Genomic DNA, 14085 nt, shown 5'->3' with positions numbered 1-14085 from the left:
GCCTTGAAATGGCCCGAAACGAAAAAAGCCCAATGTCATCCAAAAACAGGACGTATACAATACCAAGTAAAGGACAATTGACCAAAACGTCTGACAAATAGCAAAAAACTAGGATTTCTTAATTTTCCGATCCTACTCAACGAATACCAACGCCTTTTGCGGAATCAAAATCTTATCGATGGTATGCACCGTACCGTTGGATGCCTGCAAGTCGAAAGTAACGAATCGGGCACGGATTTCGGATGCATCCTTAATAACGAACGTATCTTCGGTAGGAACAAACTCAATGGTATCTTCGGGCAATAAGGTCGGCAGGGGCCCGGCGATAAAATCATTGGAGGTAATATTACCTTCCACGATATGGCCCAAAAGAATTTCGTTCAAAATTTGCAGTTCGATGATATTGCTAAAATCATCAAAACTGTTGTATTCATCACCGAGCAGCACGAACAACTGTTGAACGGCGGCATCGGTCGGGGCGAAAACGGTAAAGGGGCCTTCCCCGTTTAAGGTATCGGCCAGATCGGTCTTGGCCAAGGCCTCTCGGAACAGTGAAAGTCCGTCCGTGGTTTCGATACGTTCAACAATATTAGGTAAAGGTTCGACTTCTTCCGGCTCCTCGGTTTCTTCGACCTCCTCGGCTTCTTCCGGCTCCTCGATTTCCCCGACCTCTTCGGCTTCCTCAGTTTCCGTGATATTTTCAGTTTCTTCCGGTTCCGGTGGTGCAATGGTATCGTCGCTGGAGGAACAACCTGATGCCATTACAAGTAAAACGAGTAAAATAAAGAATATGTTTTGCGCAATAGCTGATTTTTTCATTTTAAATGTTTTATACGTTTTTGAAATTAGTAATCCAGTTTACGGCAAAGCCGCAGCAACATGAACATCCTCTTTATGGCCATCCACATCCGTATCGGATAAGGTTTTTACGAAGGCCACAAGGGCCCGCTGCTCGGCATCGGTCAAGTTCAGTTCATCGAAAGGCAGGGTCTGGTGTTCGAGATCGAAGCCCATGCCCCCTCCCCCGCCTTTGTTGTAGAAATCCATTACTTCTTCCAGTGTGTTGTAGACGCCGTTGTGCATATAGGGTGCAGTGAACTCGGCATTGCGAACCGTCGGGGTCTTGAACATGCCTTTGTGCAGTTCTTCGTTATATACCCAATAAAATCCGGTGTCGCCGTCCAGATTTTGATTTTCAGCGGTTTCTGGGACGCCGATGACTTCTTTTTCCGTTTCCGAAAAGAAAGGGGGTACGGTACCATTGGTCAAGGGCATAAAATGGCAGGTGGCGCATAGGGCCTTGCCCATAAAAAGGTTCATGCCGTGTTTTTCCTCTAGGGTGAAGTCCGCTACTTCCCCGCGCATGTTCCTGTCGAATTTGGAGTTGAAGCCGTTTAGCGTTGAGACATACGAAGAGATCGCCTTGATGATATCGGTATTCTTGGTCGACATTTTTCCAAAGGCATCCTTGAATAGTTCGTTGTAGGTGCTGTCCTGTAAAATATCCGTAGAGAACTGGTGTACATTACTGGCGAACTCCTTCTCATTGCTGAAAACGGACGAAATCTGATCTCGCAATGTGGGTGAGCGCCCGTCCCAAAAGAAACTTTTTTGAAAAACGGAATTGATCAAGGTGGGCGTATTGCGTTCCAATGGATTTCCCTCATTATCTTTATTGGTCACAAATCCGTCGGCAAAGGCTTTTTCGGGAGCGTGGCAGGTAACACATGACATGTTTTTGCCTGCGGAAAGGTTAGGGTCGTAGAAAAGCTTTTTTCCTAGGGCAATCTGTTCCGATGTCGGGTTTTTATGGGTGGGCGGGGTAAAAAAGGACGGGTTGAAACTGTTGTTTTCAAAGAAGGTGGGGGCATCGAAATTGAAAGGAAGATTGTTTACCCCATCCCAAAGTCCGCTTTCCTTTCGGATGGCTACCCAATTTCGGGTAACCGGATTCACATGGTCCCTAATGAACGTGTACCGGTCAAAGGAGTCAAAATCCATATTGGCCTTCACGAATTCAACGGATTTATCAATGTTCATGCGAAAAGTTTTGTCCAATTGTGGATTCTTTTCCTGAATCAGGGTTTGGATGCTTTTTTGGTACACCTCGTACAGGCTTTCCAAGGATAAAATGGTTTCGTTGATGCCTAGATGACTTACGGGCGTATCGAAACCGGATATACTATGGCTGACAATCCGCAGCAATTGTTGGTGGGTAGCAATAAAGAAACGTTGGGGGGTCAACTTTTTGTCCTTTATATAACTTTGAAGATTCTTCATGAGCCCTTTGGTCAGTCGCACTTCCTTTAAGAATTGGGCCTGGGAAACTTCTCCCTCGAAAACACTTTCCTCTATTTTTTGGAGACCGAAGGGGTTTAAGACCTTGCCCGTATCCTCCAAATAGATCGGCAGAGCCGGACCGTTGGCCCTATGGCCTACTTCCGGGTTCAAATAGGAGGCATAGGGTTCCGCCTTTTTGAACTCGGCCCTTACTTTCGCAAAAATGGTCTTCGCCTCCTCGCTATCCACCTTTACGTTCGATAGCGAATCCATCAATTGAATGGCTTGGGTAATATGCTCAGAATAAAAATTCTGGGCATCCGACCAATCGGGACTCTCTTCGCGAGTTTTCGTCAATTCTGGGGGGCGGTTCTTACAGGATAGCATGACGAGGATGGAAAAAACAAGATAAAGGTATTTGTTCATAGTAATTTTTATAGCACTAGTGTTCAACGGAAAAAACAATGCATTGGAAATAGGGAAAGACCCCCATCACGATGGAGGTCTTTAACCAACAGAATATAATGGATGGTACTATCTGGGCAATCCTCTTAGAATAACGATCTGACCGCCTTGGTCGTCTTCACGTGCCCCTGCGGCTATCGCGTCAGGTCTAGATGCCATATCGTGGCCATCGACGCTCTTAAAATCCTCACTTTGCCAATAGTGGGGCTGTAGGTTCAAAAGAAACGTATCGTCGATACCCACCTTATCGGAAATATCGACCAAGGCACCGAACTCACCGCTAAAACCGGTACTTCCCGATGGATCAAGGTCATTTCTGATGACAAGTTCCAAAACCACTTTCGCATTGTTGCCGTTCAGATCGGTCTGATATATGGCAGCGGCATGACCACGGTCGAAAGAGTTGGGGTCTTCTTGTAGATACACAAAATTCTCGGTGACCGTAATGTTATCAGGGCTTTGCAATTGTGCCAAGTTGCCGTCCATATTATTGGTATCGGTGTTTCCGCTGACAATTTGGGTCAATTTTCCGGTAAGGGGCGATTCTTCGTCCAGCTCCAATTTATAGGCCGTACCCCAGTCATTGTAGGTTCCGGCGCCAGGGCCTCTTCCGGTTACGGCAAAATAGACGTTCCGAGCATTTTCATCGGAGCCCTTTTGGTAGTCGACGTCTTCGACACGCATAAAACCGGAAGCAAATACGCCCTCACAGGCTTTATCCATTTCACCGATGGTCAATTCGGCGCCGTTCTCTATTTCCACGAATTCGACATCATAGGTTTCGCCGAAAGCCAGCTCGCCTTCGTTGTGGGTGACACCTGGTTCGCACGTTGCGGGATTTATTGGCTTTCCATCCTCATCGGTTTCGCCGGAAGCAATCTGCTTGAAACGCAACACATATATTTTTCCGTTATTCAGGTCGGCATCCCCATTTTCTGAATAATAAAGGGTTACCTGACCCTCGGCTCCTGGACCGGAATCGTCATCACCACCAACTATTACCGTTTTACCCGAATAGGTATTCTTGGGAAGCGGCACCGCATTTTCCCATGAAAATTCGCCCAGTGCATCGAGACCGTAGTCTGCGGTAGGATCTGGAGTAGCGACATAGGGGTCTATGGCTTTTACATCATAATTGAAGCTCTCTGAGGCGGATAGAAAAAGGTCTTTTGTACCTCCATGGATATCGGCCTCCCACATCGTGCCCGAACACTGACGGGCAAAGTCTTCTACCCCGGAATTCAACAGCCATTCGCCACCAATTGGGTTAAGGTTCTTATCTAGGTGAATGCGGCTAATGGCGTAATCGTCCTCCGCGTTAACGACGTACATATAACCATCACCCTCTTTTAGGAATCCGGCACCGTCTTGGGCACCTACCAGGCGGAAGCCGTCGTCTAGGATATCGGTCGAGCTGATCAGGGAGTACGCTTTTACGAAATTGAATTGCGGTTCAATAGCTACCAAAGGATCCAGTTTCGATTTGTTTTCAAAAATGGTTCCCGTTTCCTCGCCACCCCCACCATCGGTAGGATGACCGAGAAAGTCGTCAAGCTTGTCGCAGCCGGTCGTGGCGATAACACCTGCAACCAACAATAATCTTGTAAGGTTTTTCATCTTGTTCATAGGTTTTAATCGTTAATAATTTTAACAAAAATACCTAGTCAGGTTCGTAACGATATTAATTAAAAATGAAGCTTGTTTTATGTTCCATTTATCTTAAAGTTAATCGGTTAATTTAGTTTTAATGATTACATAATTTTAATTTTAAAGAGAGATAACATTTTTATAACATAGTAGACTTGTCTTGAAGGCAAGAGAAATCCTAAAGCGTTTCCATAAAAAAACCGATGCGCAAGACACATCGGTTTCCATAAACTAACTCAAACTAACTCAACTGATAACAGGTCAAAACTATACATTCGATTTCGGTTTTAGGTTAACTGAACGTCAACCTATCATTACCAAAAATCGATGGCCTACTTTTTGGAAATATCAAGTGGTTTTCCCTTCATTTTGTTCGGGTCGGCCGTAAGCCCGAGCACCTTTGATACCGTGGGTGCGATCTGGTCGCTGTACAGCTGTTCTTGTTGTTTTACTTCGCCTTTCGGGGTTACGCCTTTCCCGAACAGAACCATCCAGACCCCGCCTGCGCCCTTGACATTGCTACCGTGGCCTTTCCAGGTTTCCAAGGGGTCGGTGCCGCGGCCATGGTCTGTGGTTATGATAAAAAGGGTATTGTCTTTGTAGAAATCGTCGTTCTGCGTAAATTTCCACAGCTCTTCAATCAGCGTATCGGTAGTATGGGCGGATTTTAAATACGAATCGTATTCCCCGTCATGGGCAAAGTCGTCGGTTTCGCCGTATGCGATATACATTAGTTCGGGATGGTCTTTTTTCATTTTCTCCAAGGCGTAATAGTGCGTAAAAGCATCTAACCGAACCGCGCCCCATGGACTGGGGACTTTCGGCTGGAGTTCATTAAGAAATTTTTCGCGGTCCGTCAAATTACTGCCTTTTGCCAATTCGAAACCTGCATTGACCGGCACGCCCGAACGTTCTTCGTTCACGATGTAAGGGAATACGTCCCAACTGCCGAAAACGGCGACCTTCCCTTTATATTTAGGGTCGTTGTTAGCGATTTCAAGGATAGTCGTATTCGGATTCGGGATTTTATCGTTGCTGTCGATTCGGGCATCGTCCGCTTTTCCGGTCAAGATCTCGTTGTATCCGGGATAGGAAAACCACATTTTGTTGGTCAGGTCGACCTTGCTGCCCAGCATCCTGTTTCCATGGATCTGTCCCATTTCTGCGACATCCTTCCAAAAAAAGGGCATCAGGGCCTCACGCCTGACCTTTGGGGCTTTATCCCAAAATTTTTCCTTTAGCTCAGTGGTATCCTGAACGTATTCTTTATTGGCCACCAAAAGCGAATCCGCACCGGTAAATAGTTCTTGCCAGCGCAGGCCGTCAAGGGTGATTAGGATTACTTTGGTGTTTTCGGTTTTTTGGGCAAAGCCAACATTACTGCATAATGTAAAAGCGATACCTGCAACTATAAAAATTGATTTTTTCATTCCTTTATGTTTATATATGTTTTTTAGTTTAGATATCTAAGGTTTTTTATTACGCTGAGAGCAGTCGAGGTATGGGCAAAAGCATCTCGGTTGCGCTCGATTTGACATCATTGCCTTTAACAACTGTAAAATTATTCATTCCAATACACTTGAGAGGCTTCCATCCAAAATTCGTAAGGCTCTTTCCAACTCGGTTCTTTCAATTGTCAATACTGGACAAAGCTGCAGCACATTACCTGCTGACACTTTAAAACTAAGTCCATTTTTAAGGCATTCGTACATGACCTGTTCCGCTTCTTGAACGGCTTTTTTTTTGGTATCCCTGTCCTTTACCAATTCAATACCCCACAATAGCCCGATACCTCGGATATCACCAACGATCGGATATTTTTCCAGTAGTTTGGTCAACTCGGTTCGCATATAGTCTTCATCGGCTTTTACTTTTTCCAAAATCCGTTCCTCTTCCAAGATTTCCAGCACGGTAAGGCCGGCCATGGCTCCTAGCGGACTCTTTTCATGGGTATAATGCCCCAAAGAAATATCACCGAATTTGTTATACCCGTCCCTCGTTACTATCGCCGCCTGAGGTATGATACCGCCACCAAGTCCCTTGCCCAAACAAAGAATATCGGGCTCAATACCGTAATGCCCGAAAGCGAACATTTCTCCCGTGCGCCCCAAAGCAATGGGGATTTCGTCCAAAATTAGTAATACACCATACCTATTACAGAGGTCACGGGCTTCTTTCCAAAATGATACCGAGGGTATCTGAACATCGGTATTACGAACGGTTTCTGCCAAAAAAGCACCGATATCGCCCTCTTTGGAGAACACATATTCCAAATACTCCAGGCACTTAGCTTCGTTCCCTTCAAAAATTCCGCGATAGGTAACCGGGGGAGGAATGCGTTCGACCCCTGGCATCAAAGGGCCGATATGTTCCCGGAATACCGATTCGCCCCCAACACCAATGGCATCCAGAGAGGCTCCATGAAAAGAATCCCAAAAGGAGACTACTTTGTATTTTCCGGTTACCGCACGTGCCAGTTTAAGCGCTATGCCAATGGACGAGCTGCCGTTCGGGGTCAAAAGTATCCTGTTCAGGTCAGAGGGCATCAATGAAGCCAGTTTCTCCGCAAAGGCAATGGCTACCTCGTTCGTATATCTTCGTGTAGAAAAGGATAGCGATTGCATTTGCTCGCTTAAACGTTGTATCAATTTGGGATGCCCAAAGCCGATCTGATGAACGTTGTTCCCATGAAAATCAAGATATTTTTTTCCAAAAATATTTTCGATATAGGGTCCCTTGCAACTTTTTAAAACGTCGAGACAAGGTGTAGAAAGGGCTTGGTGCAAAAAATAACGGGCGTCTTTTTCCAAAAGCTTTTTGGTAGCTTCGTCTACTTCATTTTCCAGCCATTGCTCCCGAGCTGGCGTACGGTTGATATCGCCCTCGGTACGTTTGTTCTCTTTTTGCATTTTATGTAAACTATCGTAATCATCCACAAGTTACCAATTTGTTCATCAGTATCGTGATACCTTGTATCTGTCATAAAATTTGATCCCAAGGTAAAAGGTAAAATGGTGCAAATGATGGCTTTTCCACTTGTTCTAATCCACATCCCACCAGAGTTTGGTGTTCAGACCATCGGCGCCTTGTCGCGAAACGGCGGCCTCGTAATTGGCCTCGTTGGTTGATTTCACTTCGTTCGGATACTGAAAGCGTACAGGTACGTTTCCACCGTTTGCGGCATCGGCGCCGGGTACGATTGCCGGAATGCCCGTACGTCGCCAATCGGACCACGCCTCGAAACCGGTATAGAAAAGGGCGATCCATTTTTGAAGCGCTACCTTTTCAAGTTTTTCATCCGCTGAACCTGTGTAGGCGACGGCAGGTTGGGCAAGGTATGCGTCCAAATCAAAATCTTGAAGGTCATTGGCGATTTCCGACCATCCCCCGGCGATAATCCTATCCAGATAATAGGAAAACGAGGCCCTGATACCATTTTCATAGTATGCGTCCGCTTCCCCGACCGAGATCAGATTGCGTTCCCGGGCCTCGGCGAAAATGAACTGTAGTTCGGCATAATCCATAATGATGGTCTGGGAGGCGGTCGGCGAAGCATTTTCTACGTCGCAGGCCCTACAGGTCAATAAGACCCCAAGTCGGGAAATAAAATTGGATCCGGATTCATCGGGATTTCCTGTGGGACTATAGCTCAACGCCTTGGCGTCGTCCAATCCGTTCGGCATCCCTACATAATCATCTAGGTTGTCGGAATGAATTCCCTTTTCCGAATTGGAAGTAGGCTGCGCGTAAACTATTAAACGCCGGTCGTTCAGCGCCTTCAAACGGGTCTCCAACGTCAGGCTAAGGCGAACCTCGTCAAAACTACCTGAACGCGTATCGTATTTCGGCTGTGGGTTGTCGGAGTTCCATTGTAAGACCGCCGCATCGGCATTACCTTCAAAGATAGGGTATGTAGCCAAATCATTCGCGATTTCGTTCATGCCCGCGATAGCCTTTGCCTGATCGACCTCGCTGATACGCATTAATAGCCGCAAGCGTAGCGAATTGGCAAATTTACGCCACTTCAAGACATCGCCCCCATACAAAATATCGCCCGAAATGTTGTTCGCCCCGGTCAAAAGTCCGTTCGCAGCTTTCAGGTCGGCCAACATACCGTCATAAATCTCCTCTTGCGGCGTAAAAGGCGGCGTTATATTGTCATCGCTTAAACCTTTGATCGCATCCGAATATGGCACATCGCCGTAGGCATCGGTCAGGTACGAATAGATCCATGATTTTACGATCAAGGCCACCCCGTAGTAATTATCTCCGTCGGGATTGTCCTTGTTGTCCCTAATAATATTCTCGATGTCGCGCATACTGTCATAGGCATCGAAATACGGATTGTCGGTTGGTGACCAATTGTAACGATCTCCGGAAGTAAACTGCAAACGTGCACCATATTGCACCACGGTAAACCCCTCTTCCCAACCTTGATTGCCCCAATTATACGCCATTTGACGTAAAACGCCCGGCAACAGGAGTTCGGATGCGGCCTGCTCGGGAAAGTTGGGATTCTGGTTGATTTCCTCAAAATCTTCCGTACAACCCGCCGAAAACAGTAGGATAAAAATGCCAAAAAATAGGGTTGATCTTGTCTGTATATTTTTCATTTTGCTATAGTTTAAAAGTCGATTTGTAAGTTAAGGGTGTAGGTTTTGGTACTGGGATACGACATGTTCTCGATACCCGGCTGCAAGGTACCTCCGGCCACGGCGACCGTTTCCGGATCAAAATGGGGGTTGTCGGTCCATAACACCAAGTTTCTTCCCGTCAAGGATAGCCTCGCCCCAGAAATCGGGAGTCTGTCGACGTATTTTGTAGGCAGGGAATAGCCCAGAGTTACCTCTCGAAGCTTGGTATAAGTGGCATCGTACTTTGCGGCCTCTACATTATCGCGTTCGTAATAGCGGTTGTTATAGGTCCGCGCATCTACATTGGTCGTGTTGGCAACAAATACAGGTTCGTCAACGGTACCCGTGTTTACCGCACCTTCCGCAACAATACCTGTTTCCCGTCCCACCAAGGTCTCCTTCAACTGACCGGAAGTAGAACCTATGGTCTTGGTACGTGAAACTACGATACCGCCTTGCCGTGTATCGAGCAGAAAGCCGAGGTCGAACGCCTTGTACTTGAAACTGTTCAGCATCCCCAAGGTGAAGTCGGGGGCGTAATCGCCTTGGTACAACAAATCGTCGGTTCGGAGCGGTATGCCATTATCGTCGACAATAAACTGACCAAAAAATTCGCTGTTCTGATCTTCTACCCTTTGAAAGCCCCTTCCATAGATAGCACTGATAGAACCACCCTCACGGGCTTGGATAAAAGCACCGTTGTTCGAGGTCAACGTGTAGTCGACACCACCTAGGTCGGTTACCTCACTTCGGTTTCTGGAAAAGTTGAAAGTGCTGTTCCAAGTAAAATTATCGCTTCGTACCGGTATGACATTCAGTATAGCCTCAAAGCCATAGTTTCTAACCTCTCCCGCGTTTATCAATTTACTGGTATACCCGCTGGCGATATCGGTACTAATGGGAATGATCTGGTTTTTCGTACGACCGTCATAATAAGTGGCATCCAAACTCAAACGACTTTGGAAAAAGCGTAGATCCAACCCGAACTCATAAGAAGAGGTAATCTCAGGTTTAAGGTCGGCATTGGGAATTAAGCGTGATTCCGTCAAAACGGGATTGTCGCCAAATGGGGCTTCGTTCGTAAAGAAGCTAGCCAATCGGTACGGGTCTGTATCGTTACCGACCTCGGCATAGGCGGCCCTGAATTTTGCGAACGACAACCATTCAGGTTTTGCGAACATGTCGCTGACGATGGTACTCAAGGTAGCCGATGGATAAAAATAGGAGTTGTTATCGGTCGGCAAGGTACTCGACCAATCGTTTCTTCCGGTCAAATCTAGATAAACGACCTCGTCATAGGCAAAGCGGGCATACCCATAAAGGCTGTTGATGCGCTTCTCGCTGTTGTTGACGGATACATCTAAAGGCCTGCGCGTGTTATTGAAAGAATAGATACCGGGATTGATCAACTGAGGCGCCACGGTCTGGTTATAGTCCTGTTTCTGTCGCAAGTGGTTGCCGCCGACGGAAATGTTCAGGTTGAACTTCTCTTTAAATGTCTTATCGTATGACAACAGGAAGTCCGAGTTGGATTCCTCAAAAAACACATCATCTTCCCGATAATATCCCAACGGAAACCGTTGGGTGCTGAAAGCCCTTTTTTTGGCCCGGAGTTCGCTGTAAAAATCCCTTCCCGAACGGAGAAGCAGGTTCCAGTCTTCATGGAATTTATAATTGACGCTTACGTTTCCAAAAACACGGTCCTTATCTTGGGAGTTCGTGTTCTCGAAAACGTTGAAATAGGGGTTATCGTGGTAATTGTAGTTATAGTTGAACTGTTGGCGGTCTTCAAGTCCGGGTTGCCAATAGTCCCTTAGGTTATCGGTATTGATCTGTCTTCCGTACCATATCCAAAGATACATCAGGCTTTCCGTACCATAGCTCAGCGAAGGTCGGTTGCCGCTATCGGTCTTGATGTAGTTGATGTTGGCGTTAACGGTGACTTTATCGGTCAAATTCAATGCCGTACTTATGTTAAAACTGTTTCTGGCAAGGTCCGTATTGGGTACGATGCCCTCTTGATCTAGATTTTGGTAGGAAAAGCGGATGTTTCCGAGATCACCGGCCTTTGAAATGGAAATACTATTCGTTTTTGTGTATCCGGTCTCGAAGAAGTCCTCTATATTATTGGGGTTCGAAACCCATGGGGTAGGCGTTATCGCTGCATCACTGATTGCAATGTCTCCACCCCGAGTACCATCGGCACGTGGGGAATCGAATTGCGGAATCAATAGGCCCGTATCCAATCTGGGTCCCCAACTTTCATCGACACCGTCTGCGATACCCCCACCGCTACCGTCAAAAAACTCGAACTGTTGGTTGTTGCCCTGCCCGTATTCGTTCTGCCAATCGGGCAATACGAGTACACTTTCCATGGTAATCCCGGAGTTGACGGAGATACCGAGCCTACCCTTTTTATTGCTCCCCTTTTTCGTGGTGATGATTATGGCACCGTTGGCTGCACGCGAACCGTACAAAGCGGCGGCAGCGGGCCCTTTCAGCACGTTTATCGATTCGATATCCTGCGGATTGATTTCCGAAGCGCCGTTGCCGTAATCGACATCCTGTGTTCCCGCACCCGAAGACCCTACGATTTCGTTGCTGATCGGCGTTCCGTCGACAATGAATAAAGGGGAGTTTCCATTGATGTTCAAAGAAGCGTCGCCCCTTATGGAAACCCGGGCCGAACCGCCCAGACCGGAGGGACTGTTGGTAATCTGCAGTCCTGCAACCTTACCGGAGATCCCGTTCAACAGATTGGGTTCTCTCGCCGAGGTCACCTCATCCGTATCCAGTTCTTGGGAAGCATATCCTAAGGATTTTTTCTCCCTTTTTATCCCCAAAGCAGTAACCACGACCTCATCGAGCTGCTGTGAGTCTGGTTCGAGTTGTATGGTTGCGGAGGTTTGTCCCGAGGTATCGAATTCCTTGGATATATAACCGATATAGGATACGACCAAGATTTCCTTGCCTTCCGGAAGTACAATCTCAAAATTACCGTCGAAATCGGTAGCTACACCGGTAGCGCTTCCTGTAACGACTACCGAAGCACCGGGTAGGGGAACTTGGTTTTCGTCAAGTACCGTTCCCGAAAATGTCGTTTGCGAACGGGCCACCATTGCAATAGTCAAGGCAAGCAATGTCAAAAGTAGTGTTCTTTTCATCTTTTTCGTATTTGTAAACTTTGGTTGATAATAGCGAAACAAATATCATAGCTCTAAGTTAGGTAAACATCCAATTATTATTAAATAATTGCTATGCTTATATTAAAATTGTTACTAAAATGTTATCTAAAGGATATTTACAAATATGCATATCATAAAAAGAGGTTTACACCGTTTCAGCAAAAGGGACGGGTTGAGGTAAGGACTTATTTTTTTCGATGACTATCCTCAAAAACCAATTTAACATTATGTTTGCAGCCTAAGCAAAAAACTATGGAGGACTACCTTATCGGTATCGGAAAACGAATCAAGGAAATCAGGAAGAACGGCAACAGTACCATCAACGATATTGCCCAAAAGGCAGGCGTGACCGGTGGCCTTATTTCTAGGATAGAAAACGGTAGAACCATACCCTCGCTACCCGTATTCCTAAAAATCATCAATGCCTTGGATATCGAGGTGACCGATTTCTTTAAGGGGATGCCCCAGGTAAGCGGCGCCAACTTCATCGTATCCCGAAAGGAAGAAAATTCGGCTATCGAAAAGGAAGATGATGCCGTAGGATTCAGCTATACCAACATTTTCGGGAAGCAGCTATCTTCATTGGGTTTTGAAACCGTGCTGCTAGAGGTGGCGCCGAATTCAAAACGCGAAAAAGTAACCACCGATGCCTTCGAGTTCAAATACGTGCTATCGGGAGAATGTTATTATGTCATCGGTGAGGAAGAAGTTCTTTTGAAGGCAGGGGATTCTATTTTTTTCGATGGAAGGATCCCGCATGTACCTGAGAACCGTGGTTCGATGCCTTCGAAAATGCTGGTAGTGTATTTTTTTATTTAACAGGTACTTCTTTGCCAAGATCCGTTTCGATTCTTGATTTTTCCGCGGGCTCCTTACCCTTGAAGTCGGATTCAAACTTTTAGAAAATCGAGTAGTTCAGAAAGAGAATCCAAAACATAGGTAGGATTGGCAGACCGCAACTGCTGCGACGTATGCGCACCGGTAGTCACTCCTACGGTTACTCCGCACTTCGCATTCTTCCCTTCCTCGATATCAATGATGGAATCACCCGCTTTTAGCACCATTGAAGCATCCGTAACCTCTAGTAATTCCATAGCTTTTTCAATCATCGCCGGATGGGGGCGGCCTTCGGAAACATCGTCGGCGGTGACCAGGGCATCGTACTGTTCCCCTTTTTTCCAATGTATCTTTTGCAGTAGAAGTTGAGCGATTTTGGTGTTGTAGCCAGTGTTCAGGGCTATCTTGATATTTCGGGATCTCAAATCGGCCAAGAGCTGCCCGACCCCGTCGAAAGAGGTTACCTCCAAGGTTTCGTAGGCCTTGTCCAATAGTTGTTTGAAATCCTCAAAAATAGGTTCGGAGGGTTCTTCCTTGTCTGCATTGACCACAGCCAAAATATCCTTTATGGCCTGATGCTTTTCTTTGCCCGCACCGTGTTCGAGTACAAAATTCAAGGAAAGGTCATATCCTTTTTTGTTAATGGCCTTTTGTAGGGTCTTGTAGACCACGTTCTTTTCGTTGACGACCGTACCGGCCATGTCAAACACCGCTAGTTCTATGTTATGCATGTGCTAGATTGAAAATTGAATTGATATTATGTCTGGCGAAGCCAGCGCTACCGGTCATCCCCTTACCCCCGATCCCGGTCACGATATGAACGTCCTCGTCGATGGTTTTTTGGTAGATATCGGCCGTTTTGCACTGCGAATATAGCCCATACCAGCGGTTTTGGATTTCATAGGTCGGCAGATCGAAGATTTTCTTGGCTTCCTGTATGATAAAGTTGTCAATATCCATATTCAAATCCATTCCAAGTTCATCGATTCGGCTTGCCGGTGCGTATTCATGCGAATCGCCAAGAATCATCGAACCGT

General features: G+C 46.4%; 9 protein-coding genes and 1 pseudogene. 1 reads left to right on the top strand and 9 read right to left on the bottom strand.

The genetic code is table 11. The annotated features are described in order from the left end of the window. Positions 1-132: 132 nt before the first annotated feature. The 7 genes from ACEW8S_RS04705 to ACEW8S_RS04675 form a co-directional block, all read right to left on the bottom strand. Positions 133-819: a fasciclin domain-containing protein gene (locus ACEW8S_RS04705; protein ID WP_373517025.1), complete on the bottom strand. Its 687-nt coding sequence runs from the start codon at positions 817-819 to the stop codon at positions 133-135. Between the two features lie 39 nt (positions 820-858). Next, positions 859-2706 (bottom strand): cytochrome c peroxidase, encoded by a 1848-nt coding sequence (locus ACEW8S_RS04700; RefSeq protein ID WP_373517024.1) that lies wholly within the window; start codon positions 2704-2706, stop codon positions 859-861. A gap of 108 nt (positions 2707-2814) precedes the next feature. Then, positions 2815-4362 carry a hypothetical protein gene (locus ACEW8S_RS04695; RefSeq protein ID WP_373517023.1) on the bottom strand — a complete coding sequence of 516 codons (1548 nt, stop codon included), beginning with the start codon at positions 4360-4362 and terminating at the stop codon, positions 2815-2817. 362 nt (positions 4363-4724) lie between these two features. Continuing rightward, a complete protein-coding gene (locus ACEW8S_RS04690) occupies positions 4725-5822 on the bottom strand; it encodes a sulfatase-like hydrolase/transferase (protein ID WP_373517022.1) in 1098 nt (365 codons plus the stop codon). Positions 5823-5957: 135 nt separating this feature from the next. Further along, on the bottom strand, positions 5958-7301 hold the full coding sequence (locus tag ACEW8S_RS04685) for an aspartate aminotransferase family protein (protein WP_373517021.1): 1344 nt from the start codon (positions 7299-7301) through the stop codon (positions 5958-5960). A gap of 132 nt (positions 7302-7433) precedes the next feature. After that, on the bottom strand, positions 7434-9005 hold the full coding sequence (locus tag ACEW8S_RS04680) for a SusD/RagB family nutrient-binding outer membrane lipoprotein (protein ID WP_373517020.1): 1572 nt from the start codon (positions 9003-9005) through the stop codon (positions 7434-7436). 11 nt (positions 9006-9016) lie between these two features. After that, on the bottom strand, positions 9017-12190 hold the full coding sequence (locus ACEW8S_RS04675) for a SusC/RagA family TonB-linked outer membrane protein (protein ID WP_373517019.1): 3174 nt from the start codon (positions 12188-12190) through the stop codon (positions 9017-9019). Between the two features lie 273 nt (positions 12191-12463). Between ACEW8S_RS04675 and ACEW8S_RS04670 the strand changes: the two genes are divergently transcribed. Continuing rightward, positions 12464-13030 carry a helix-turn-helix domain-containing protein gene (locus tag ACEW8S_RS04670; RefSeq protein ID WP_373517018.1) on the top strand — a complete coding sequence of 189 codons (567 nt, stop codon included), beginning with the start codon at positions 12464-12466 and terminating at the stop codon, positions 13028-13030. Positions 13031-13101: 71 nt separating this feature from the next. Here ACEW8S_RS04670 and ACEW8S_RS04665 read toward each other — a convergent pair whose 3' ends face one another. Then, positions 13102-13779, bottom strand: coding sequence for a phosphonatase-like hydrolase (locus ACEW8S_RS04665; RefSeq protein ID WP_373517017.1), 678 nt, complete (start codon positions 13777-13779; stop codon positions 13102-13104). Beyond that, positions 13772-14085, bottom strand: a pseudogene (locus tag ACEW8S_RS04660) (TIGR03364 family FAD-dependent oxidoreductase); the annotation flags it as partial. The pseudogene ACEW8S_RS04660 and the gene ACEW8S_RS04665, both read right to left, overlap by 8 nt.

The organism is Pricia sp., assembly GCF_041745955.1.
Classification (GTDB): Bacteria; Bacteroidota; Bacteroidia; order Flavobacteriales; family Flavobacteriaceae; genus Pricia.
This window is presented reverse-complemented; position numbering and strand designations above follow the sequence as displayed.

What these genes read in the sequence shown, in the direction of transcription:
- ACEW8S_RS04705 (WP_373517025.1), bottom strand. Translation starts at nt 819, where the DNA reads ATGAAAAAATCAGCTATTGCGCAAAACATATTCTTTATTTTACTCGTT.
- ACEW8S_RS04700 (WP_373517024.1), bottom strand. Translation starts at nt 2,706, where the DNA reads ATGAACAAATACCTTTATCTTGTTTTTTCCATCCTCGTCATGCTATCC.
- ACEW8S_RS04695 (WP_373517023.1), bottom strand. Translation starts at nt 4,362, where the DNA reads ATGAAAAACCTTACAAGATTATTGTTGGTTGCAGGTGTTATCGCCACG.
- ACEW8S_RS04690 (WP_373517022.1), bottom strand. Translation starts at nt 5,822, where the DNA reads ATGAAAAAATCAATTTTTATAGTTGCAGGTATCGCTTTTACATTATGC.
- ACEW8S_RS04685 (WP_373517021.1), bottom strand. Translation starts at nt 7,301, where the DNA reads ATGCAAAAAGAGAACAAACGTACCGAGGGCGATATCAACCGTACGCCA.
- ACEW8S_RS04680 (WP_373517020.1), bottom strand. Translation starts at nt 9,005, where the DNA reads ATGAAAAATATACAGACAAGATCAACCCTATTTTTTGGCATTTTTATC.
- ACEW8S_RS04675 (WP_373517019.1), bottom strand. Translation starts at nt 12,190, where the DNA reads ATGAAAAGAACACTACTTTTGACATTGCTTGCCTTGACTATTGCAATG.
- ACEW8S_RS04670 (WP_373517018.1), top strand. Translation starts at nt 12,464, where the DNA reads ATGGAGGACTACCTTATCGGTATCGGAAAACGAATCAAGGAAATCAGG.
- ACEW8S_RS04665 (WP_373517017.1), bottom strand. Translation starts at nt 13,779, where the DNA reads ATGCATAACATAGAACTAGCGGTGTTTGACATGGCCGGTACGGTCGTC.